The sequence below is a fragment of the Bradyrhizobium sp. HKCCYLS20291 genome, from assembly GCF_051167715.1.
GTDB lineage: Bacteria > Pseudomonadota > Alphaproteobacteria > Rhizobiales > Xanthobacteraceae > Bradyrhizobium.
In genome coordinates this window covers 581,012-603,150 of sequence record NZ_JBNPTO010000003.1, presented here as the reverse complement: position 1 = coordinate 603,150, position 22,139 = coordinate 581,012, and the positions used below count along the sequence as shown (strand labels likewise).

Annotated in this window: 18 protein-coding genes; 8 read left to right on the top strand and 10 right to left on the bottom strand. The window is 66.8% G+C overall.

What is annotated here, in order from left to right:
* The first annotated feature begins 39 nt into the window (after positions 1-39).
* Both ACQR07_RS10620 and ACQR07_RS10615 read left to right on the top strand, forming a co-directional pair.
* Positions 40-2,433, top strand: a complete 2,394-nt coding sequence (locus ACQR07_RS10620; RefSeq protein WP_434902218.1) for an autotransporter outer membrane beta-barrel domain-containing protein — start codon at positions 40-42, stop codon at positions 2,431-2,433.
* A gap of 43 nt (positions 2,434-2,476) precedes the next feature.
* Positions 2,477-6,007 carry an autotransporter outer membrane beta-barrel domain-containing protein gene (locus ACQR07_RS10615; protein WP_434902217.1) on the top strand — a complete coding sequence of 1,177 codons (3,531 nt, stop codon included), beginning with the start codon at positions 2,477-2,479 and terminating at the stop codon, positions 6,005-6,007.
* Positions 6,008-6,251: 244 nt separating this feature from the next.
* On the opposite strand, the gene ACQR07_RS10610 is transcribed toward ACQR07_RS10615, so the two are convergent.
* The 5 genes from ACQR07_RS10610 to ACQR07_RS10590 all read right to left on the bottom strand — a co-directional run bounded on the left by ACQR07_RS10610 (position 6,252) and on the right by ACQR07_RS10590 (position 9,568).
* On the bottom strand, positions 6,252-7,220 hold the full coding sequence (locus tag ACQR07_RS10610; RefSeq protein ID WP_434870498.1) for an NAD(P)H-dependent flavin oxidoreductase: 969 nt from the start codon (positions 7,218-7,220) through the stop codon (positions 6,252-6,254).
* Positions 7,221-7,390: 170 nt separating this feature from the next.
* Positions 7,391-8,011 carry a hypothetical protein gene (locus tag ACQR07_RS10605; protein ID WP_434902216.1) on the bottom strand — a complete coding sequence of 207 codons (621 nt, stop codon included), beginning with the start codon at positions 8,009-8,011 and terminating at the stop codon, positions 7,391-7,393.
* Positions 8,011-8,592: a YqaA family protein gene (locus ACQR07_RS10600; RefSeq protein WP_434870500.1), complete on the bottom strand. Its 582-nt coding sequence runs from the start codon at positions 8,590-8,592 to the stop codon at positions 8,011-8,013. The genes ACQR07_RS10605 and ACQR07_RS10600 overlap by 1 nt, the downstream gene beginning before the upstream one ends.
* Positions 8,593-8,665: 73 nt before the next feature.
* Entirely contained in the window at positions 8,666-9,067 is a 402-nt protein-coding gene (hisE, locus tag ACQR07_RS10595; protein ID WP_434902215.1) for a phosphoribosyl-ATP diphosphatase, read from the bottom strand.
* A gap of 105 nt (positions 9,068-9,172) precedes the next feature.
* A complete protein-coding gene (locus tag ACQR07_RS10590) occupies positions 9,173-9,568 on the bottom strand; it encodes a hypothetical protein (RefSeq protein ID WP_434870502.1) in 396 nt (131 codons plus the stop codon).
* A gap of 264 nt (positions 9,569-9,832) precedes the next feature.
* On the opposite strand from ACQR07_RS10590, the gene ACQR07_RS10585 reads away from it, so the two are divergent.
* The 5 genes from ACQR07_RS10585 (at position 9,833) to ACQR07_RS10565 (ending at position 16,893) form a co-directional block, all read left to right on the top strand.
* A complete protein-coding gene (locus tag ACQR07_RS10585; RefSeq protein ID WP_434902301.1) occupies positions 9,833-10,894 on the top strand; it encodes an ABC transporter substrate-binding protein in 1,062 nt (353 codons plus the stop codon).
* A gap of 88 nt (positions 10,895-10,982) precedes the next feature.
* A complete protein-coding gene (locus ACQR07_RS10580) occupies positions 10,983-12,773 on the top strand; it encodes a glucan ABC transporter ATP-binding protein/ permease (RefSeq protein ID WP_434902214.1) in 1,791 nt (596 codons plus the stop codon).
* Positions 12,774-12,947: 174 nt separating this feature from the next.
* The gene (locus ACQR07_RS10575; RefSeq protein ID WP_434902213.1) at positions 12,948-14,372 is read left to right on the top strand and encodes a D-alanyl-D-alanine carboxypeptidase family protein; all 1,425 of its coding nucleotides are present in this window, start codon (positions 12,948-12,950) and stop codon (positions 14,370-14,372) included.
* Positions 14,373-14,578: 206 nt separating this feature from the next.
* Positions 14,579-16,267, top strand: coding sequence for a long-chain fatty acid--CoA ligase (locus ACQR07_RS10570; protein ID WP_434902212.1), 1,689 nt, complete (start codon positions 14,579-14,581; stop codon positions 16,265-16,267).
* A 140-nt stretch (positions 16,268-16,407) separates the two neighbouring features.
* Positions 16,408-16,893: a peroxiredoxin gene (locus ACQR07_RS10565; RefSeq protein WP_434902211.1), complete on the top strand. Its 486-nt coding sequence runs from the start codon at positions 16,408-16,410 to the stop codon at positions 16,891-16,893.
* Between the two features lie 180 nt (positions 16,894-17,073).
* Here the strand turns inward: ACQR07_RS10565 and rnhA are convergent, their stop codons facing one another.
* From rnhA to ispH, 3 genes are all read right to left on the bottom strand, one after another.
* Entirely contained in the window at positions 17,074-17,538 is a 465-nt protein-coding gene (rnhA, locus tag ACQR07_RS10560; RefSeq protein WP_434902210.1) for a ribonuclease HI, read from the bottom strand.
* Positions 17,535-18,506 carry a homoserine kinase gene (locus tag ACQR07_RS10555; protein ID WP_434902209.1) on the bottom strand — a complete coding sequence of 324 codons (972 nt, stop codon included), beginning with the start codon at positions 18,504-18,506 and terminating at the stop codon, positions 17,535-17,537. The genes rnhA and ACQR07_RS10555 overlap by 4 nt, the downstream gene beginning before the upstream one ends.
* 158 nt (positions 18,507-18,664) lie before the next feature.
* A complete protein-coding gene (gene ispH, locus ACQR07_RS10550; RefSeq protein WP_434902208.1) occupies positions 18,665-19,648 on the bottom strand; it encodes a 4-hydroxy-3-methylbut-2-enyl diphosphate reductase in 984 nt (327 codons plus the stop codon).
* Between the two features lie 282 nt (positions 19,649-19,930).
* Here ispH and ACQR07_RS10545 point away from each other — a divergent pair, with 282 nt between their 5' ends.
* On the top strand, positions 19,931-20,626 hold the full coding sequence (locus ACQR07_RS10545) for a DUF1013 domain-containing protein (protein WP_434870511.1): 696 nt from the start codon (positions 19,931-19,933) through the stop codon (positions 20,624-20,626).
* Positions 20,627-20,883: 257 nt separating this feature from the next.
* On the opposite strand, the gene ACQR07_RS10540 is transcribed toward ACQR07_RS10545, so the two are convergent.
* A complete protein-coding gene (locus ACQR07_RS10540) occupies positions 20,884-21,615 on the bottom strand; it encodes an OmpW/AlkL family protein (protein WP_434902207.1) in 732 nt (243 codons plus the stop codon).
* Positions 21,616-21,809: 194 nt separating this feature from the next.
* The gene (locus ACQR07_RS10535; protein ID WP_434870513.1) at positions 21,810-22,082 is read right to left on the bottom strand and encodes a hypothetical protein; all 273 of its coding nucleotides are present in this window, start codon (positions 22,080-22,082) and stop codon (positions 21,810-21,812) included.
* Positions 22,083-22,139: the final 57 nt, after the last annotated feature.

Genomic DNA, 22,139 nt, shown 5'->3' with positions numbered 1-22,139 from the left:
ATCCGGCACGGCGCGCCTCTTTCACGTCCGGAGACTGGAATGCCTGCCTTGCCGACCCGCGCCGCCCTGCTCGCCTCCACGGCGCTGGCCACTGCCCTGCTGATCGCAACGCCGGTCGCTTCGCGGGCTGACAACTGGCTCGCGGCGCCCGCCGACGGCAACTTCAGCAATGGCGCCAATTGGGACACCGGCTCGGCACCGAACTTTTCCTCAGCCATTTTCGGCTCGTCCGCCGTCACCAACGTCGCCATCGGTTTCGTCCAGATCTCCGACATCACCGTCAACGCGGGGGCCTACACATTCACATTTTTCGATGACTTCGCCAACCCCTCGATCAATGGCGCGGGCATCATCGTCAACGGCGGCAGCGCGACCGTCATCAACAATTCATCCGCAGGCATCTACTTTCTGGGCAACAGCACCATCATCGGCGCGACCGTCATCAACAACGCTGCTATCGTCTTTGCCGACTCGAGCTCAGCGGGAAACGCGGCCATCACCAACGCCGGATTTCTGCTTTTCTTCACCAACAGCACGGCCGGCAATGCGACGCTCGTCAACGCCGGCACGGTGGATTTCTCGGGCTCGGTCGGGCTCGCCAGTGACGGCAGACTGAGCGCAGGCTCGATCGCCGGCGCCGGCAGCTATGTCCTCGGCGGCAACCAGCTCACCGTCGGCGGCAACAACAACTCGACGGATGTCAGCGGCGTGATCTCCGGCGCCGGCGGGTCGCTGGTCAAGACCGGCACGGGCACGCTGACTCTGTCGGGCACCAGCAGCTACACCGGCTCGACCACGGTCGATGCCGGGGCGCTGGCGGTCAACGGCTCGATCGCAGCGTCGAGCGGCGTGACCGTCAAGACCGGCGCCACGCTCGGCGGCACCGGGCAGCTGCCCAGTGTCATCGTCAATGCCGGCGGCACGCTCGCCCCGGGCAACTCGATCGGCACCGTCACCGTCAACGGCAATCTGCAGTTCGGCACCGGCAGCTTCTACACGGTCGAGGTCTCGCCGACGGCGGCCGACCGCACCAACGTCACCGGCACCGCCAACCTGACCGGCGCCACGGTGCAGGCCGTGGCGCTGCCGGGAAGCTTCTCCAGCCGCTCATACACCATCCTCAGCGCCACCGGCGGCCTCGGCGGTACCCAGTTCGCCGGGCTCACCACCACGGGCAGCTTCAACCCGACGCGCCCGCGTCTCGCTTACGATGCGAACACCGCCTATCTCGTGCTCGATCCGGGCACGCTGACGCTGCCGCAGGGCGCCAGCCGGAACCAGAGCAGCGTCGCCGGCAGCATCAACCGCGCCGTCAGTAGCGGCGCGACGCCGCCGGCCGGCTTCGACACGCTGCTCAACATGCCCGGCGGCGCCGTCGGCCACGCCCTCGACCAGCTCTCGGGCGCGAGCAGCACGCAGGCCCAGAGCGGCGGCTTCCAGCTCGGCAACTCGTTCCTGGCGCTGATCTCCACCCCGCCGGGCGCCCAGGGCGGCGGCGGCCGGTCGCTCGGCTATGCCAGCGCGCAGCCGTCCACGCCGGTGCGCGACGCGTTTGCCGCGCTCGATCGCCCTGCCCCGGCTGATCCACGCTGGGCCGTATGGAGCACCGGCGTCGGCGCCGGCAGCAAGCTGGCCGGCGATGCCGCGACCGGGAGCCCCGACAGCTCCGCCCGCGCCGGCGCGGTCGCGTTGGGCGCCGACTATCTGATCACGCCGACCACGCTGGCCGGCTTCTCGCTCGCCGGCGGCAGCATGAGCTGGTCGGCCGGCAATGGCGGCGGCAGCAGCGACGTGCTGCTCGCCGGCGTCTACGGCAAGCATGAGATCGGCGCGACCACCATCACCGCGGCGGCGAGCTACGCCAACTACTGGATGTCGACCACCCGCACCGTCACCGTCGCCGGCCTCGACCAGCTCACCGCGCGCTTCAACGCCCAGAGCTTCGGCGGCCGCATCGAGGCCGGCCACCGCCTGCCGGTGCCGTTCCTCGGCGCCAGCTGGACGCCCTATGGCGCGCTGCAGGCGCAGAGCTTCCGCACCCCCTTCTATGCCGAGACCGCAACCGTCGGCTCCAATCAGTTCGCGCTGACCTATGCCGGCCGTACCGCGACCGCGGTCCGTGCCGAGCTCGGCGTGCAGACCGAGCGCAAGATCGCGATGAACAACGGCAGCCAGCTGACGCTGTTCGGCCGCATCGCCTATGCTCATGACACCGTCAGCAATCCGGCGCTCACCGCCAACTTCACCGCGCTCGGCACCAACGGCGGCTTCACCGTGGTCGGCACGCGGCCGTCGCAGAACCTGCTGCTGACATCGTCAGGCGCCGAATGGCAGCTCGCCAGCGGCCTCTCCATCATGCTCAAGGCCGAGACCGAATGGGGCGAGCGCTCGCGCACCTGGTCCGGCACCGGGCGCATCCGCTACGCCTGGTGAGCGGCCTCGCCCCGCTTGAGATTGTTGTGAGTTGGAGACCGGAATGCCCGCCCCGTCGACACGCCGCGCGCTGCTCGCCTCGACGGCCGTCACCACGCTGGCGCTGAGCGCGGCGACGCCGGCCACGGCGCAGGTCGCGAACTGGCTGGCGACGCCAGTCTCGTCGGATTTCAACACGGCGGCCAACTGGGACACCGGCACTGTTCCAACTCAGGGCGCGGTTTTTTCCAGCTCGACGATCACCAACGTGTCGATCTCGGCGAACACCACGATCGGCGGCATCGTGCTGGACCCGACCTCGCCGAACTACGTCTTCAACGTCAATGGCGCTCGCCTGACCTTCAGCGACTTCGGCTTCGTGAGCCAGAGCGGCGCGACCGCCAGCTTCTTCGTCAACGGGGCCGGCGCCGGGCTGACGTTCCTGGGGGCGAGCAACCCGGGCCTGGCAAGCTATACGCTGGGCAGCCAGACAGTGGTCGATTTCCGGGACTTCAGCTCCCCCGGCGCGGCCGCGTTCTATTCGGCGGCCGACGCGATCATGAATTTCCGCGACTCCAGCAGCGCCCAGTCCGCGTCGATCGGCGGCGGCGTGGTGCACTTCTACGACAACAGCACCGCGGGCCAGGCGACGATGGGCATCACCACGCAGCTGACATTCCACGGCACCACGACGGCCGACCACGCCGCGATCGGCAATGGCGGCCTGATGGAGTTCCGCGACAGCGCGACGGCGGCGAGCGCCTCGATCATCAACACCCAACAGCTGTCCTTTCTCAACGACAGCACCGCCGCGAACGCCAACATCACCAATAGCAGCGGCGCCCAGTGGATACGCTTCCAGGACAATGCCACCGCCGCCAACGCGACCATCCTGAACCAGGACGAGCTGGAGTTTTATGGCCACAGCACCGCCGGCCACGCCAGCATCACCAACCAATTTATCCTGACCTTCAACGACACCAGCACGGCTGCCAGCGCGACCATCATCAACTCGGGGGACCAGACCTTCAACGGCAGCAGCACTGCCGCCACCGCCAGCATCACCAACAACCGCAACCTGTATTTCCGCGACACCGCCACGGCCGACCACGCCACCCTCGCCAACACCGTGACGCTGGGGTTCTACGGCAGCAGCTCGGCTGCGAGCAGCACGATCACTAACGATGGCCAAGCGAGCTTCAACGACGCCAGCACCGCTGCCAACGCGGCGATCACCAACGGCCGGCTCGCGACCTTGACGTTCGGCCAGGACAGCAGCGCCGGCCAGGCCGCCGTGACCAATACCTTCGAGGCCACGACGATCTTCACCGGCAGCAGCAGCGCCGCCAACGCCGTGATCACCAATGATGCCGGCGGCATCCTGCGGTTCCTGCAGGGCGCAACCGCCGGCAATGCCACCCTCGGCAATTCCGGCACGCTGCTGTTCGAGGGCAACGCCACGGCGGGCAGCGCCGCGATCGTCAACAATGCCGGCGGCATCGTCGATTTCTCGGCATCGACGGGGCCGGCCGGCGACCGTCATCTCAGCGCCGGCTCGATCGCGGGCGCCGGCAACTACATTCTCGGCGCCAACCAGCTCACCGTGGGCGGCAACGGCGCCTCGACCGAGGTCAGCGGCGTGATCTCCGGCGCCGGCGGATCGCTGACCAAGACCGGTTCGGGCACGCTGACCTTGACCGGCGTCAACAGCTACACGGGTGGCACCACGATCGCGGCGGGCACGCTGCAGCTCGGCAATGGCGGCAGCAGCGGATCGCTGGTCGGCAACATCGCCAACGACGCCACGCTGGTGTTCAACCGCACCGATGCGCTCGCCTTCGGCGGCGTGATCAGCGGCGGCGGCACGCTGGCGAAGACGGGCACGGGCACGCTGACCCTGAGCGGCGCCAACACCTACACGGGTGGCACCACGGTGGATGGCGGCAGGCTCGCGGTCGACGGCGCGATCACCGGCTCCAGCGGCGTCAGCGTCAATGCCGGCGGCACGCTCGGCGGCACTGGCCAGTTGCCGAGCGTCCTCATCAATGCGGGCGGCACGCTGGCCCCGGGCAATTCGATCGGCACCCTCACCGTCAATGGCAATCTGAATTTCGCGCCGGGCAGCTTCTACACCGTCGAGGTCTCGCCGAGCGCCGCCGACCGCACCATCGTCACCGGCACCGCCGACCTGAGCAACGCCACCGTCAATGTGGTCGCGCTGCCGGGCAGCTTCACGGCGCGCAGCTACACCATCCTCAGCGCCGCTGGCGGCCTCGGCGGCACGACGTTCGCCGGCTTTGCGCTCGGCAGCAGCAGCTTCAGCCCGGCGCGCAATCCGCATCTCAGCTATGTCGGGAACGACGTCCAACTCGTGCTCAATCCCGCCGCCCTGACGCTTGCGCCGGGCGCCACGGCCAACGAGCGCGGCATCGCCAATGCCATCAACCGCGCAGTCGACAATGGCGCGACGCCCCCGGCGGGCTTCGACACGCTGCTCAACATATCCGATGCAGCCGCCGCGGCCCGCGCGCTGGACCAGCTCTCGGGAGAGAGCAGCACGCAGGCCCAGAGCGGCGCCTTCCTACTCGGCAGCTCCTATCTCAATCTGCTGACGGCGCCGCGCGACGACCGTCGCGGCAAGGCCGCTGCAGCGCTGGACTATGCCGCGACGTCGGATGGAGCGTCGGAGCGCACGGCCTCCACCGCGATCCGCTCGGCCTTCGCGGCGCTCGACCCGCACACAGCGCCGCGCTGGAGCGCCTGGGGCGCCGCGTTCGGCGGCAGCAACACGATATCCGGCCAGGCGACGAGCGGCACGCATGCCGCCACCATCAATGGCGGCGCCACCGCAGCCGGCGTCGACTATCGCTTCGCGCCAGGCTCGGCGGCCGGGTTCTCGATGGCCGGCGGCCGCGCCTTGTGGTCAGCCGGTAATGGCAGCGGCGCCGCCGACGTGCTGATGGCCGGCGTCTATGGCCGGCACACGGCCGGGCCGTCCTACATCGCGGCCGCCGCTGCTTACGCGAACCATTGGATGTCGACCACGCACAACGTCACGGTGGCTGGCCTGGACCGGCTCGCGGCACAGTTCGACGCGCAGAGTTTTGGCGCGCGGATCGAGGCAGGCACACGGCTGGCGGCGCCGTTTCTCGGCTTGAGCTGGACGCCCTATGGCGCCGTGCAGACCCAGCATTTTCGCGCGCCCGGCTACACGGAGACGGCAGCTTCCGGCTCCGACCAGTTCGCGCTTCGCTTTGCCGGCCGCAGCGCCGACGCCTTTCGCGCCGAGCTCGGGGTGCAGAGCGAGCGGCGCGTCGCACCCGACTGGGCCGGCGAGCTGAACCTGTTCAGCCGCACCGCCTATGCCTATGACGCCGTCAGGCATCCCGCAGCGGCGGTGAGTTTCACAGCGCTGGGACCGAGCAGCGCCTTCACCATCTTGGGCGCACAGCCCTCGCAACATGTGCTGCTGTCGTCCGCGGGCGCCGAATGGCGCCTCGGCAGCGAGCTCGCGGTGATGGTGCAGGCCGAGACCGAATGGGGCGAGCGCTCGCGGAGCTACGGCGGGAGGGCTCGGCTACGGTATACCTGGTAGGAGCAACGTTTGATTGCCGCACGGCGCGTGCCTGCTGGCCTATCCTACGCGCTGCTCCGCAGATCCCAGGCGATCATTTGGAGATGATCGCGTCTCTCTCCGCCGTCATTCCGGAGCGTGCGCAGCGCGAGCCCGGAATCCATTTCACGCCAAGACGTGCGGCCCGATGGATTCCGGGCTCGCCGCGCTGGCGCGCGGCGCCCCGGAATGACACCGAGAATGGAGCAACATCTGCCCCATCAGCTCACAACGGCGGGTCGATCGCCTCGTCGTATTCCTTCTTGAAGCGGGCGATCAGCTCGGCAGCCGGCAGGACCTCCTTGATGGCGCCGATGCCCTGGCCGGAGCCCCAGATCTCCTTCCACGCCTTCGGCTTGTTGCGCTCGCCGGAGGCATCGGTGCCGAAGCTCATCTTCGACGGATCGGACGTCGGCAGATTGTCGGGGTCGAGGCCGGCGTTGACGATCGACGGCTTCAAATAGTTGCCGTGCACGCCGGTGAACAGGTTCGAGTAGACGATGTCGTCGGCGCCCGACTTGGTGATCATGTCCTTGTAGTTGTCGACAGCGTTGGCCTCCTTGGTGGCGATGAAGGCCGAGCCGACATAGGCGAAGTCGGCGCCGAGCACGCGCGCGGCGCGGATGGCGCGGCCGTTGGCGATCGCGCCCGACAGCGCGATCGGGCCGTCGAACCAGCTGCGCGTCTCCGACACGAAGGCGAACGGCGAGATCGTGCCGGCATGGCCGCCGGCGCCGGCCGCGACCAGGATCAGGCCGTCGGCGCCCTTCTCGATCGCCTTGTGGGCGAAGAACTGATTGATGACGTCATGGAAGACGATGCCGCCCCAGCGGTGCGCCGCCTGGTTCAATTCCTCGCGCGCGCCGAGCGAGGTGATCATCATCGGCACCTTGTACTTCTCGCACAGCGCCAGATCCTGCTCGAGCCGGTTGTTCGAGCGATGCACGATTTGGTTGACCGCGAACGGCGCCGACGGCCGTTCCGGATGCGCGCGGTCATACGCGGCGAGTTCTTCCGTGATGCGCGCCAGCCATTCGTCGAGCAGCGCGGCGGGACGAGCATTGAGCGCCGGAAACGAGCCCACCACGCCGGCCTTGCATTGCGCGATCACCAGATCGGGCACGGAAATGATGAACAGAGGCGAGCCGATCACCGGGATCGACAGGCGGCCCTTGAACAAGGCGGGCATGGACATGGACATGAATTCCTCTCAGTGAAATGCGGAGACATGCGTGATCGCGAGCATGCCCGACATCATGCCATGATGGCAATTCGCCAGCAGAGGGACCGGAAAAGCCCGTGGAGGGTCTTGCGTTGAGGCGCTGACTCGGGCCGAGGCAGCGACGCGCCGACTGGGCCAATGGCCTATTGGCAGAGCGCCGAGGTCACGAAGGTGTCGGTGCGGCAGTCGTCCGGCTTGCGCTGCCGTCCAGGGATCAAAACCTTGGCCGAGCAGGTCTCGGCGGAATCGGTATTGAGGCTCTTGCCGTCCTTGTAGCCCTTGCTCTGGCACAGCCGGTCGGCGCCGAGCTTGCAATCGGGCTTGCCGTTGGCCGCGACCGGGCAGACTGTGCGGCCGGACACCATGCTGGACGGTTTTGCAAGCCGCGAGAGCGTGTCGCCGGTCTCCTTGAGGACGCTGCTCGGCTCACCGCCCTTGGCAGCGCCGGGCCGGTCAGCGGTACGCGGAGCCGGCTGCGGCTGAGCCGCAGGCGCGCTCTCGCCATCGGTGCTCTGCGGCTCTGCGCTTGCCTCGGGGCGCTTGAGAGGAATGATCGAGATCTTGTCGAACAGCTTGCCGAGTTCTTCCACCAGACCGGGATTGGAAGGCTGCGGCGCCGGTTCGACCGCGGCTGCCGGCGAAGGTTGCGACGGCGCCTCGCGCAGACCGGCAGCCGGCGGCGTTTGCGCCGACACGGCAGCGAGCGAGAGCGTCGCGGCCATCAAGACCGAGGCAACAACGAGCGCTGGGCGCCGCCGCGTCATCAGATCAGCTTCACCGCGACGACGAAGCCCGCGATCAGCACGGCCGCGCCGAGCGCCACCCAGAGACCGAGATGCTTCTCGATGTGCACCCTGATCCATTCGCCATAGCGGTTGAGCAGGATCGCGGCGATGAAGAAGCGGCCGCCCCGCGCCACGATCGAGCAGATGACGAACAGGAAGAGGTTGTAGCCGGCAAAGCCCGAGGTGATCGTGACGAGCTTGTAGGGGATCGGCGTCAGCCCCTTGAGGAGGATGATGATGGCGCCCCACTCGGCGTAGGAGGCGCGGAACGCATCGACCTTGTCGCCCAATCCGTAGAGATGGATCAGCCACTGGCCGAGCGAGTCGTAGAGCAACGCGCCGATTGCATAACCAACCAGCCCACCCGCGACCGAGGCAACCGTGCACACCCCGGCGAACAGCCAGGCGCGCTGCGGCTTCGCCAGCGACATCGGGATCAGCATCACATCCGGCGGCACCGGAAAGAACGAGCTTTCAGCGAACGCGATCGCCGCCATGATCCAGAGGGCATGCGGCTTGTGGGCGGCGTCGATACACCAGTCGTAGATCCGTCTGAGCATGGGCCGGGATGAAGCAAACCGGGCGACGTTTGTCCATGGGCGATGTGCCCATCTCAGGCGACGTCAGGCGACGCTAGTGCCGCTTGCGGATCGCCCGGCTGTCGGCCGCGACGATCGGTCGCCCCTGCACGCGCGCAGATGACACTTTTGCGACCTTCACCGTCGATTTCGGCAGCTTCTCGGCGATGCCCAGTAACAGCTCGCGCCGCTCCATCTCGCGCCAGACATCGTCGGGCTGGATCCCGAGCTCGGCCCACAGCACCGTGAGATTGTAGATCAGGTCGGCGCTCTCGCGCACCACGGCCGGGGCATCGCCGCCGACCGCGTCGATCGCGACCTCGATGGCCTCCTCGGCGAGCTTCTTGGCCATCTTGCTGCTGCCCTGCTGCAGCAGCTTGGCCGTGCGCGAGCGCGCCGGCTCCAGATCCCTGGCCGCCAGCACCGCGCGATAGAGCCGCTCGATCGAATCAGTCATCGGCGCACAATAGTTAAAATCAATGGCAGCGGTGTTAACGTCTGCGGCAGGCAAGAAAAAATCCGCCGGCGCTTGAGGCCGGCGGATCGCTGCGGTGATGTGGAATTACCAGGGCTGGTAGTAGCCGCCGCCGTAATAGGGGCCGCCGCCGCCATAATAGTGCGGGCCATAGCCGCCGTAATAGGCCGGACGGCCATAGTAGTAGCTGTCCTCGTAATAGGAGCGACGGTTCTGCGCCGCAGCGATAGCGAGACCGGTGCCGACGATGCCGGCAAAGGCCGCGGCAGCCGCCGCACCGCCATTGCCGCGATAGTGGCGCCGGCGGGCGCTGACATCGGTCAGGCCGCCCTCCTGGGCCGTCTTGGCGACGACGCCCTTCTCGGCCGGCGCCGAGCCGGCGAAGGCGAGCGTCGGCTGGACGGCCGTCAAAGTCACCGCGGCCACCGTCGCCAGGACGGTGGCGCGGCCGAAGCGTGAAGAACTTCCGCGCTGTGCGATCATGTGGATCCTCCGTACGATCAAGAATTCCGCCCACCAACGCCTTAACTGGGGAGACAGTTCCCCCGTCGAAACCCGAAGTCGAAGCCGCAAATCGCCGCAGGGCTTGCTCATGGACCGTTCAGATTCGTTCAGACATGATCAGGCACCGCCGGCCCGGAGCGGCCCGTCACGACATCGACACGTCGATCGCGCGCAGGCCGGTGAACTGATTGGGATACCGGCGTGACAAAGCCGGAGTGGCTTGCGGATACCGGCGTAATTCTGATGCGTGTGCGACGACCCGTCCCCCTGCTCGGCATGGCGCTCTTGGCGCTGCTGGCGGCCGCAATCATGTCCGCATGGCTGCCGCGACTGGCCGCCGCCGAGGAGCCGAAGCGTGCGGTCGCCGTGATGTTCACGCTGGACCGGCCGCTCGACGGCAGCATGGCGCCGCTGGTCCTCGCCGCCAGCCGCGGCCTGTTCGCCGCGGAGGGCGTGACGGTCACCACGACCACGGCCAAGGGCTCGCCCGATGCGATCGCGCGCGTGGCGTCAGGCGAGAGCGACATGGCGCTCGCCGACATCAACGAGCTGATCCGCTATCACGACACGCAAGGCAGCCAGCCGGTGAAGGCGGTGTTCGTGCTGTTCAACAGCGCGCCCTATGCGATCATCGCGCGCAAGAGCCGCGGCATCAACGGGCTCGCTGATCTCGAGGGCAAGACGCTCGGCGTTGCCGAGGGCGATCTCTCGATCCGGCTGTGGCCCGCGGTGGCGCGGCACAACCATCTCAAGGTCGACGCTGTGAAGCTGTCGCGTGTGGGCGCCGCCGTGCGCGAGCCGATCCTGTCGGCGGGCCAGGTCGACGCCGTCAGCGGCTTCTCCTACCTCTCGGCGATCAATCTGCGCGACCGCGGCGTGCCCGCCGCCGATCTCGCCGTGTTGCGGTTCGCCGATTACGGCTGCGAGGCCTATGGCCATGCCGTGATCGTCAATCCAGCCTTCGCTGCCAAGCAGCCGGCGGCCGTGAAAGGCTTCCTGCGGGCGCTGACATCGGGCCTCCAGCTCGCCATCAAGGACCCCGGCGCGGCCGTGGCCGAAGTCGTGAGCCGGATGGACGACGGCTCGCGCGAGCTCGAGCTGGAGCGGCTGCAGACCGTGCTCGCCGACAACGTGCTGACAGCGGACGTCCGCCGCGACGGTATCGGCGGCATCGACCCCGCCCGCTTCGAGCGCGCCCTCGACCAGCTCGCGGAAGGCGGCAAATTCCACCACAAGCGCCCCACGGCGGCCGATATCTTCGACGACAGCTTCCTGCCGCCCGCCGACAGCCGCCTCGTCAACTGAGCGCTCGCCGCACCCGCCCTTCCCTTGCTAACATGCGTCATGCGCCGTCCGGCGCCGATCCCACCTCTGCCGACGAAGCGCATCGCCCATGTCCCTGCTCCGAATCTACGTCCGCGTGCTCCAACTGCTCGGAAAGGAGGCGCGGCTCGGCTGGTTCGTGGCGATCGCCAACCTCGCGCTCGCCGTGGCCCAATTCGCCGAGCCGGTGCTGTTCGGACGCATTGTCGATTCGCTGTCCGGCAACGCTTCGGCGAACGCGGCCTGGCCGCTGCTCGCGGCCTGGGCGGCGTTCGGCCTGTTCACGATCGCCGCCAGCGCCTGGGTGGCGCTGCAGGCCGACCGGCTCGCCCACCGCCAGCGCCACGCCGTGCTGACCAGCTATTTCGAGCACATCCTGCAGCTGCCGCTGACGTTCCACTCCGGCACCCATTCCGGCCGGCTCATGAAGGTGATGATCAACGGCACCGACGGGCTGTGGCATTTGTGGCTATCGTTCTTCCGCGAGCACTTTGCCGCGATCATGTCGGTGATCGTGCTGCTGCCGCTGTCGCTCTATCTCAACTGGCGGCTCGCGATCCTGCTGTTCGTGCTCTGCGTCGTGTTCACGGTGCTGACGACGCTGGTCGTGCGCAAGACCTACGGCATGCAGAGCGAGGTCGAGGAGCACTACAGCAATCTCTCGGCGCGCGCTTCCGATGCGCTGGGCAACGTCGCGCTGGTGCAGAGCTTCGTCCGCATCGATGCCGAGGTGCAGGGCCTGCGCAACGTCACTGGACAATTGCTGTCGGTGCAGATGCCGGTGCTCGGCTGGTGGGCGCTGGTGACGGTCATCACCCGCGCCTCGACCACGATCACCGTGATCGCGATCTTCACGCTCGGCATCGCGCTGCATCAGGCCGGACTCACCTCGGTCGGCGAGATCGTGATGTTCGTGTCGTTCGCGACCATGCTGATCCAGAAGCTCGAGCAGGTCGTGTCGTTCATCAACAACGTCTTCATGGAGGCGCCGCGACTCGCGGAGTTCTTCACCGTGCTCGATGCCGTGCCCGCAGTGCGCGACCGCCCCGATGCGATCGATGTCAGCAGGCTGTCGGGTCTCGTCGAGTTCAACGACGTCTCGTTCTCCTATGACGGCAAGCGGCCAGCCGTGGAGGATCTCACCTTCACCGCGCTGCCCGGCCAGACCATCGCGCTGGTCGGCCCGACCGGAGCCGGCAAGTCGACCGCGATCGCGCTATTGCATCGCGCGTTCGATCCGCAGTCCGGCTTCATCAAGATCGACGGTATGGACGTGCGCGGCCTCAAGCTGGCCGCGCTGCGCCGGAACATCGGCGTCGTGTTCCAGGAGGCGCTGCTGTTCAACCGCTCGATCCGCGAGAACCTGCTGGTCGGCAAGCCCGATGCGACGGACGAGGAACTGCGCACCGCAGCCAGCCGCGCCCAGGCGATCGAGTTCATCGACCGCGGCGAGCAGGGTTTTGACACCAATGCCGGCGAACGCGGCCGCATGCTGTCGGGCGGCGAGCGCCAGCGGCTGTCGATCGCGCGTGCGCTTCTGAAGGACCCGCCGATCCTGATTCTCGACGAGGCGACGTCAGCGCTCGATGCCGTCACCGAGGCCAAGGTCAATGCGGCGCTGGATGAGGTGATGAAGGGGCGTACCACCTTCGTGATCGCGCACCGGCTGTCGACGATCCGCAACGCGACGAGGATCCTCGTTTTCGAGAACGGCCGCGTGATCGAAAGTGGAACGTTCGATGAACTCGTCGCCAAGGGCGGCCACTTCGCGGAACTCGCCAAGGCGCAGTTCATGGTGCAGGAGACCGCCCGCGCGTCCCTCCCGGCGCCCGAAAGTGACGAGACCAGCGTCAAGGCCTGATCGCGGGACGCTTTCATCGTGGAATTGAATGGCTCGCCCCTGTTCTGGAGCATCGAGCCGGTATAGGTTCGCGGCCTGCCGCAACCAAAGCGGCACCGGACACGCTTGAAACCCGAAAGCCCGTTTGCCCACCTTGCTTGCGCGAGGCGGGTCTCAAAGGACCGGACCAGACCAGTGCAGACGCTTCGCCTGTTGTTGCGCTATTCCCCGCTCAAGATCCTGACTATCGCCGCTGCGCTCGTCCTGGCGCCTCGCTTGGCCAATGCCGAGGCGCTGCTGCTGGTCGAGGCCGACACCGGCAAGGTGCTGGAGGCGCAGAACGCGACCTATCCGTGGTACCCCGCCTCCGTCACCAAGCTGATGACGGCCTATGTGACGTTGAAGGCGGTCAAGGACGGCAAGACCTCGCTCGACGCGCTGCTGACGGTGTCGCCGACCGCGGCCTCGCAGTCGCCGTCGAAGATGGGCTACCGGCCGGGCACGCAGGTCACCGTCGACAACGCGCTGAAGATGATGCTGGTGAAGTCCGCCAACGACATGGCGGTCGTGCTGGCGGAAGGCATCGGCGGCTCGATCGACGGCTTCTCGATCATGATGAACGAGACCGCGCAGCGGCTCGGCATGACCCAGACGAGCTACGTCAATCCCAACGGCCTGCCCGCCGACGGCCAGATCACCTCGGCGCGCGACCTCGCGATCCTGGCGCGCGCCATCATTCGCGACCTGCCCGAATACGAATACTTCGTCCACATCCCCTCGATCCGCTACGGCCGCCGCGTGGTGCAGAATTTCAATCGGCTGATCGGACGTTATCCGGGTGCTGACGGCTTCAAGACCGGCTTCATCTGCGCCTCGGGCTACAACCTCGTGGCGTCGGCGACGCGCAACGGCAAGCGCCTGATCGCCGTGGTGCTCGGCGCCTCCTCGGGGCAGACACGCGCGGTGCGCGCGATCCAGATGCTCGACCGCGGCTTCAACGGCAACCAGCTCAGCTGGCTCAAGGCGCCGCTCGGCAATGTCGAGCAGTTGGTGCCGGTCGATGCGACGCCGCCGAACCTGCGCGACGACATGTGCAACGGTCGCCGACACCGGCCGGCCAGCGACGACGACGAGGAGGCCTCCGTGGGGTCGGAAGGCGAATCGACCGGCGGCACCCTGGTCGCCGGCCTGCAGACACCGGCGATGAAGCCGTCCGAGCTGCTGGCCTCGGCTCCCGCCCCATCCGAGCCGGTGCTGGTCTATACCGGCCCGACGCGCACCGGCGCGGCCCTGATCGCGGCCGTTGCCGCGGATGCCGACGCCCAGGTGTCGACCCGGCACCGCGGCAAGAAGGCGCATGGGGCCGGCAAGAAGCCGGCGACCCGGACCGCGGCCAAGACCGACGGCGAGGCCAAGCTGGGCACCAAGCCTGGTTCGAACAGGCCTGATCCGAAATCGTCCGACGCGAAGCCGGGCGCAGCGCGCCATGTCGCGGCCAAGCACGACGCCGCGGCAAAACCGACAGAAAAGCCGCTGTCCGATACCGCAACCAAGCCCGCCAAGCCGAAGGCAGCCGCCAAGCCGAAGGCCGACGGTAAGCCGGCCCCGAAGGACGGCTGAGCGAGCCCGCGCACGGGCGCATCGTCGCCCGTTCGCCGTCGTCCGTTCGCCGTGGGCCTGAGCGCTCCTAACCATTCCTCCTTCGTCTACGCCCCGGCCGCTTGCCTTGCCCGGCCGGAGGTTCGATATTGGCCGCCAATTGCCGCCTGGCCAACCCGGGCCGCAGACCAATCGCGACCATAAGAGACGATCAGAGAGGAAGGTTCATGGAGCGCATCTGGCTCAAGCACTATCCGGCCGGCGTTCCCGCCGATATCGATCCGAGCAAGTACGCATCGCTCGTCGATCTGCTGGAAGAGAGCTTCAAGAAATTCGCCGACCGCCGCGCCTTGATCTGCATGGACAAGGCGATCAGCTATCGCGAGCTCGACGAGATGTCGACGGCGATGGGCGCCTACCTGCAGGGACTGGGGCTGTCCAAGGGCGCGCGCGTCGCGCTGATGATGCCGAACGTGCTGCAATATCCGGTCGCGATCGCGGCCGTGCTGCGCGCCGGTTACGCGGTCGTCAACGTCAACCCGCTGTATACGCCGCGCGAGCTCGAGCACCAGTTGAAGGACTCCGGCGCCGAGGCGATCATCGTGCTGGAGAATTTCGCGCACACCGTGCAGCAGGTGATCGGCCACACCCAGGTCAAGCACGTCGTCGTCGCCAGCATGGGCGACCTGCTCGGCTTCAAGGGCGTGATCGTCAACCTCGTCGTCCGTCGCCTGAAGAAGATGGTGCCGGCGTTCTCGCTGCCCGGCTCCGTCTCGTTCAACGATGCGCTGGCCGCCGGCCGCGGCAAGCGCATGCAGAAGCCGGTCATCGGTCCCGACGACGTCGCCTTCCTGCAATATACCGGCGGCACCACCGGCGTCTCCAAGGGCGCCACGCTGCTCCACCGCAACGTCATCGCCAATGTGCTGCAGAACGATGCCTGGCTGCAGCCGGTGATGGACAAGCCGCCGCATGTCGATCAGCTGCTGATCGTCTGCGCCCTGCCGCTGTATCACATCTTCGCGCTGACCTGCTGCTTCCTGCTCGCGGTGCGCGCGGGCGGCACCAATCTGCTGATTCCCAATCCGCGCGACATCGCCGGCTTCATCAAGGAGCTGATGAAGTATCAGGTCAACAACTTCCCGGCCGTCAACACGCTCTACAACGGCCTGCTGCAGCACCCCGACTTCAAGAAGCTCGACTTCTCGAAGCTCAAGGTCTCGAACGGCGGCGGCATGGCCGTGCAGCGGCCGGTGGCCGAACAATGGAAACAGGCGACCGGCTGCAGCATCGCCGAAGGCTACGGGCTGTCCGAAACCGCGCCGGTCCTGACCTGCAACCTGCCGACCTCGACGGAGTTCACCGGCACCATCGGCCTGCCACTGCCCTCGACCTGGCTGTCGATCCGCGATGATGACGGCAACGAGGTGCCGCTGGGACAAGCCGGCGAGATCTGCGCCAAGGGGCCGCAGGTGATGGCCGGTTACTGGAATCGTCCCGACGAAACCGCCAAGGTGATGACGTCAGACGGCTTCTTCCGCACCGGCGACATCGGCATCATGGCCGCGGACGGATCGATCAAGATTGTCGACCGCAAGAAGGACATGATCCTGGTCTCGGGCTTCAACGTCTATCCCAACGAGGTCGAGGAAGTGATCGCGGCGCATCCCGGCGTGCTCGAAACCGCGGTCATCGGGCTGCCCGACGCCAAGACCGGCGAGGTCGTCAAGGCGTTCGTGGTCAAGAAGGATCCGAACCTCACGCCCGAGGCCATCATCAAGCACTGCCACGAGCAGCTGACCAACTACAAGGTGCCGAAGCAGATCGAGTTCAGGACCGAGCTGCCCAAGACCAATGTCGGCAAGATCCTGCGCCGCGAGCTGCGTGACGACAAGAAGCCGCCGGCGGCGGCCTGAGCCGCTTGGCGGGCTACATCCGGCATGCGATGACGGATACGTGATCACGGCGGGCCGTTGCCGTTTCCGGCCCGCCGAATAGTGTACCGCGCCAGGCGCAAGACATATTGGCGCGACATCCAGGGGAAGGAGTTACTCGAATGACCATTCAGGTTGGCGACAAGCTGCCGCAGGCGCAATTCCGCGTCATGACCGCCGAAGGCCCGCAGGTCAAAACCACCGACGACATCTTCAAGGGCAAGAAGGTCGCGCTGTTCGCGGTGCCCGGCGCCTACACCGGCACCTGCCACAAGATGCACCTACCCAGCATCTTCCTCAACGCCTATGCGATCAAGGACAAGGGCGTCGACACCATCGGCATCATCTCCGTCAACGACGCGTTCGTCATGAACGCCTGGAAGCGCGACACCGATCAGCGCGACGAGGCCGTGTTCCTGGCCGACGGCAATGCCGACTTCACCAAGGCGATCGGCATGGAACTCGACGCCTCCGGCGCCGGGCTGGGCATCCGCTCCAAGCGCTATTCGATGGTGGTCGAGGACGGCACGGTGACCAAGCTCAACCTCGAAGCCGCCCCCGGCAAGGTCGAGGTCTCCGGCGGCGACACGCTGCTCGGGCAGCTGTGAGGCTTAGATCCCCGGCTTGAGGCACACGGCCTCTTCAACATCGGTATCATTCCCCGCGAAAGCGGGGAATCCAGTACGCCGCGGCCTCTCGGCTGACCATGAGTGTCAGTGACTACTGGATCGCCCGGTCAAGCCGGGCGATGACAGGCTTGGTTGAGGCAACAGCGCCCAACTAACTCCTCAACTCCGCACGTTCTTCTGCATCCTCGCCATCGCAACCCCATCGCGCGCCAATTGGTCGGCGCGCTCGTTCTCGGGGTGGCCGGCGTGGCCCTTGACCCAGTGCCAGTTGACCTTGTGCGGCTTCAGCGCCGCCTCGAGGCGCTGCCACAGCTCGGCGTTCTTGACCGGCTTCTTGTCGGCGGTCTTCCAGCCGTTGCGCTTCCAGCCGTGGATCCAGCCGGTGATGCCCTGCCGGACATATTGGCTGTCGGTGTAGAGCTCGACCTGGCACGGCTTCTTCAGCGCCTCCAGCGCCGAGATCGCGGCCATCAGCTCCATGCGGTTGTTGGTGGTGTGCGGCTCGCCGCCGTTGAGCTCTTTTTCCTTGTCGCCGAAGCGCAGGATCGCGCCCCAGCCGCCGGGGCCGGGATTACCCGAGCAGGCACCGTCGGTGAAGATGCTGACGACCGGTGGCTCGCTCACATCACAGCTCCAATGCCGTAGTCGCGCACGCTGGTCACCGCCTGATGGAAGCGCAGCTTGCGGACATATTCGAGCGGATCCTTTGGCTTCACCAGCGCGCCCGCGGGCACGTTGAGCCAGTCGACCAGCCGCGTCAGCAGGAAGCGGATCGCCGCGCCGCGCGCGAGCAGCGGCAACGCGTCGAGCTCCGCCTGCGACAGCGGCCGCACGCGGCCATAGGCGTTGAAGAAGGCGCGCGCCTTGGTGACGTTGAGCGAATGATCGGCCTCGAAGCACCACGCATTGAGGCAGATCGCGACGTCGTAGGCGAGGATGTCGTTGCAGGAGAACGGGAAGTCGATCAGTCCCGACAGCTGATCACCGAGGAAGAACACGTTGTCGGGAAACAGGTCGGCGTGAATGACGCCTTCCGGCAGATTCGTCGGCCAAGCGCGCTCGAGCAGGTCGAGCTCGGTCGATAGCAAGGTGGACAGGCCTGCCTGAACAGTGTCGGCGCGGCCGCCCGCCTGGGCGAACAACGGACGCCAACCGGACACCGAGAGCGGGTTCTTGCGCACCAGCGGAAAATCGCGGCCGGCGAGATGCATCCGCGCCAGCGCGGCGCCGACGCCGGCGCAGTGCACGACGGCCGGCTTGCGCGGCCACATCCCTTCCAGGAAGTTGATGATCGCCGCGGGACGGCCCGACAGGCTGGAATAAACCGCGCCGTCGCGATTGCGCGCCGGCTGCGGGCAGACCACGCCGCGCTCGGCGAGATGCGCCATCAGCCCCAGGAAATACGGCAGGTCGTCCACCGCCACGCGCTTCTCATACAGCGTGAGGATGAAATAGCCCTTGGTGGTGTGGAGCAGGAAGTTGGAATTCTCGACGCCCTCGGCGATGCCCTTGTAGGAGAGCAGCTCGCCGATGTCGTAGGTCTTGAGGAAGTCCGCAAGCTCGTCGGCGGCGACGTCGGTGTAGACCGCCATGCGCTATCCTGATTGTCGAAGTTCGCCTGGCGCCGCCTCCCCCGATGCGAACTTCGAGACCAGGGAGGCCCGTTGCGCCCTTCATCGCGCATGCCGGCGCTTCGTTCAAGGCCGATGCGCCGCCGATCGCCCGAAAAGGACGGACGAAGCGGAAGGCGCTACTCGGCAGCCGCTTCCGGCCGCAATGAGCGCGGCAGCGGGAAGAACTCGTTCTCCTCGGCGGCCGAGACCGTTTCGACGTGGAGCGTGTAGCGCTCGGCAAAGGCGCCCATGATCTCTTCGACGATCACCTCGGGCGCCGAGGCGCCGGCGGTGATACCGAGGCTCTTGATGCCCTCGAAGCGTGACCAGTCGATGTCGGAGGCGCGCTGAGCCAGCACCGCAATCGGGCAGCCCTCGCGCTCGGCGACCTCGCGCAGGCGCTGCGAGTTCGACGAGTTCGGCGCGCCGACCACGATCAGCGCATCGACCACCGGCGCCACCTTCTTCACCGCCAGCTGGCGGTTGGTGGTGGCGTAGCAGATGTCTTCCTTGTGCGGACCTGAGATGTTCGGGAACCGGCCCTTGAGGATCGCGACGATATCCTTGGTGTCGTCGATCGACAGCGTGGTCTGGGTCACGAAAGCGAGGTTGTTCGGGTCCTTCGGGGTGAAGGTCGCCGCGTCCTCGGCGGTCTCGATCAGGGTCACGGCGCCGGCCGGCAGCTGGCCGACGGTGCCGACCACCTCCGGATGGTGCGAATGGCCGATCAGCAGGATCTCGCGGCCGCGCTTGAAGTGGATCGCGGCCTCGCGGTGGACCTTGGTGACCAGCGGGCAGGTCGCGTCCAGGGAGAAGAAATTGCGCGCCTGAGCCTCGGCTGGAACCGATTTCGGCACGCCATGAGCCGAAAACACCACCGGTGCGTTGGTACTGTCGGGGATCTCGGCCAGTTCCTCGACGAAGATGGCGCCCTTGGTCTTCAGGCTGTCGACGACGTATTTATTGTGCACGATCTCGTGGCGAACATAGACCGGCGCGCCATAGATGGCGAGCGCCCGCTCGACGGTATCGATGGCGCGCACCACGCCGGCGCAGAAGCCGCGGGGCGAGCAAAGCACGATTTTGAGGTCTGGTTTGGCTGCCGTCGATTGATCTGACATGGGCTGATCTTAAGGGCCTGATCTGTGCGGCTTGTTGCGGCGACCGGAAAACCCCGGGCCGGCAAGCGGGGCGGTCGAGACGTCACGGCTTCGAGCTAGAATGCGTTTGGGTAGGACGCTTTCAGGTAGGACTTGGGACTGCTTTCGAGCGCTGTCAAGGCCGTTTTCGTCAGGCCATTGCGCCCCGGCCCCGGGACGGCTTATATAGGGCGAATTCCCGTCATCGTCGATGACCGCAGGTTTCGCCTCCGAAGAGTGGGCGGAGCACAAAGGAGATTTGCCATGAGCAACGCCCCGCTGATGCCGAAGGCAACGGCCGTGTGGCTGGTCGACAATACCGCATTGACCTTCGACCAGGTCGCCGATTTTACCAAGATGCATCCGCTCGAGGTGCGCGCGATTGCCGACGGTGACGCGGCGCAGGGCATCAAGGGCATGGACCCGATCTCGACCGGCCAGCTCACCCGCGAGGAGATCGAGAAGGCCGAGCGCGACCCGAATTACCGGCTGCGCCTGCAGGAGAGCAAGGTCGTGCTGCCGCCGCAGCCCAAGCGCAAGGGCCCGCGCTACACCCCGGTCTCGCGCCGTCACGAGCGCCCCAGCGCCATCCTCTGGCTGGTGCGGAACCATCCCGAACTTAAGGACGCCTCGATCATGCGTCTCGTCGGCACCACCAAGACCACCATCGCCAGCGTCCGCGACCGCACCCATTGGAACGCGCAGACCCTGACGCCGATGGATCCGGTGACGCTCGGCCTGTGCTCGCAGATCGAGCTCGATTTCGAGGTGCAGCGCGCCGCCAAGGAGAAGCCGCTCGACGCCAATTACAGCGGCGCCACCCTGCTGCCGGCCTCCGAGACCACCCGCAAGGACGAATACGAGCCGGCGGGACGCGACGAAGACGACCTCAATGTCGACGCCGTGTTCGCCAAGCTCAAGACCATCGGCGGCAAGAAGCACGACGAGGACGAGGAGTAGGACGCTCCTTGCTGTCGTCCCGGCGAACGCCGGGACCCATAGCCACCGGCTTGCGTAGTCGCCCGCGCCGGCTGTGACTCAGCGTTCTCTCCCCGCTCCCGCTGCGGCGTATGGGTCCCGGCTCAAGGCCGGGACGACAGCGGTGTGGAGGCGCGAGGCTCCGCCTCACCAAACTCCCAACGAAAGAGCGTCTTCCCAAAAAAAATGGCGCCGGAACCGCCGGCGCCATGTCAAGTCTTGGGAGGAACGCAACAAAATCAGAACTTGTAGGTGACGCCGGCGCCGACCAGCCAGGGGTCGATGTTAGCGCGGCCGGACACCGGGATGGCGCCGTTGACGGTCGCCGAGTAGTTCGGCTGCAGCCACAGCTTCTTGACGTCGACGTTCAGGCCCCAATGCTTGTCGAGCATGTAGTCGAAGCCGAACTGAACCGCGGCGCCCCACTGGTTCGAGATGTGCAGGCTGGTGACGGCGAGGCCGTTCGAAACCTGGTTGGCGGCGTTCTGATTGTAGAATACCGTGTAGTTCACGCCGGCGCCGACATAGGGCTTGAACGCGCCGAAATCGGTGAAGTGATATTGCAACGTCAGCGTCGGCGGCAGCAGCCAGGACTTGCCGATGTTGAGGCCGTTGAGCGCGCCGGTGCCGCTGATCGAATGCCGGGTGACGCCGAGGATCAGTTCAGCCGCAATGTTCCTGGTGAAGAAGTAGCTGATGTCGAGCTCGGGAACGACAGAGTTGGAAATCGTCAGGCTCGAATTCGGTGACGACAGCGCCGGAACGCCGGTCACGTTCACGGTCGATCCGCCGGCATCCGGCAGCACGCCCAGCGCGCGGACGCGCAGCATCCAGGGATTCCAAGCCTCGACCACCGGAGCCTTGGCATAGACGGGCGCCGCCTGCAGATCGGCTGCCTGCGCGGAGCCCATGGCTCCGCAGACCGCCGCCAGCACCAGCAGCGACGACGAGAGTTTCAACAAAGTATTCATCGAGGTCCCCATAGCCACACGTGAGCTACACTTCCGCTTGAATTGCGCGGGCCACGCCGCGCTTGCGGCCACAGGTGTGGCAGGGACGCCGTCGAGTTGGATTTGATTTCAATCAACCGGCGTTGCTGCAGCGCCGATGTCGCTAAACCTGTTGCCGTGAAGTCACGCGCCATGAGACGCGCTTGCAGTCGCGCTCAGTGACGATCGGGATGGTTGAGCATGAACTCGCCGAGATCACGCTGGCGCCGATCGGCGCGCGCCTCGGCGCGCTGCCGCTGCACGTCGCGGTCCTTGCGGCAGGCGACATAGTCGGGCGACCCCGGCGCGACCTTGCCGCCGGCCTGGCAGACGGCATCGTCGTCATCATTGCCGCGCGCGATCGCTGCGGCGTCATTGCGGGCGGCGCAGGACGCGAGCGAGAGCGCGGCCATCAGCACCAAGGCAAGGCGGGCGGAAGTCTGTCGCATCGCGCGTTCCATTCTCGTCATCAGCGGTCTGAAGCCGTTGCTTGACGACAATGAGCG

Bases quoted from the DNA above. Each gene is read 5' to 3' on its own strand.
- ACQR07_RS10580 (WP_434902214.1), top strand. From the start codon at position 10,983: ATGTCCCTGCTCCGAATCTACGTCCGCGTGCTCCAACTGCTCGGAAAG.
- hisE (WP_434902215.1), bottom strand. From the start codon at position 9,067: ATGACTGATTCGATCGAGCGGCTCTATCGCGCGGTGCTGGCGGCCAGG.
- ACQR07_RS10555 (WP_434902209.1), bottom strand. From the start codon at position 18,506: ATGGCGGTCTACACCGACGTCGCCGCCGACGAGCTTGCGGACTTCCTC.
- ACQR07_RS10570 (WP_434902212.1), top strand. From the start codon at position 14,579: ATGGAGCGCATCTGGCTCAAGCACTATCCGGCCGGCGTTCCCGCCGAT.
- ACQR07_RS10590 (WP_434870502.1), bottom strand. From the start codon at position 9,568: ATGATCGCACAGCGCGGAAGTTCTTCACGCTTCGGCCGCGCCACCGTC.
- ACQR07_RS10600 (WP_434870500.1), bottom strand. From the start codon at position 8,592: ATGCTCAGACGGATCTACGACTGGTGTATCGACGCCGCCCACAAGCCG.
- ACQR07_RS10535 (WP_434870513.1), bottom strand. From the start codon at position 22,082: ATGCGACAGACTTCCGCCCGCCTTGCCTTGGTGCTGATGGCCGCGCTC.
- ACQR07_RS10545 (WP_434870511.1), top strand. From the start codon at position 19,931: ATGAGCAACGCCCCGCTGATGCCGAAGGCAACGGCCGTGTGGCTGGTC.
- ACQR07_RS10565 (WP_434902211.1), top strand. From the start codon at position 16,408: ATGACCATTCAGGTTGGCGACAAGCTGCCGCAGGCGCAATTCCGCGTC.
- ACQR07_RS10605 (WP_434902216.1), bottom strand. From the start codon at position 8,011: ATGACGCGGCGGCGCCCAGCGCTCGTTGTTGCCTCGGTCTTGATGGCC.
- ACQR07_RS10585 (WP_434902301.1), top strand. From the start codon at position 9,833: ATGCGTGTGCGACGACCCGTCCCCCTGCTCGGCATGGCGCTCTTGGCG.
- ACQR07_RS10615 (WP_434902217.1), top strand. From the start codon at position 2,477: ATGCCCGCCCCGTCGACACGCCGCGCGCTGCTCGCCTCGACGGCCGTC.
- ACQR07_RS10610 (WP_434870498.1), bottom strand. From the start codon at position 7,220: ATGTCCATGCCCGCCTTGTTCAAGGGCCGCCTGTCGATCCCGGTGATC.
- ACQR07_RS10540 (WP_434902207.1), bottom strand. From the start codon at position 21,615: ATGAATACTTTGTTGAAACTCTCGTCGTCGCTGCTGGTGCTGGCGGCG.
- ACQR07_RS10620 (WP_434902218.1), top strand. From the start codon at position 40: ATGCCTGCCTTGCCGACCCGCGCCGCCCTGCTCGCCTCCACGGCGCTG.
- ispH (WP_434902208.1), bottom strand. From the start codon at position 19,648: ATGTCAGATCAATCGACGGCAGCCAAACCAGACCTCAAAATCGTGCTT.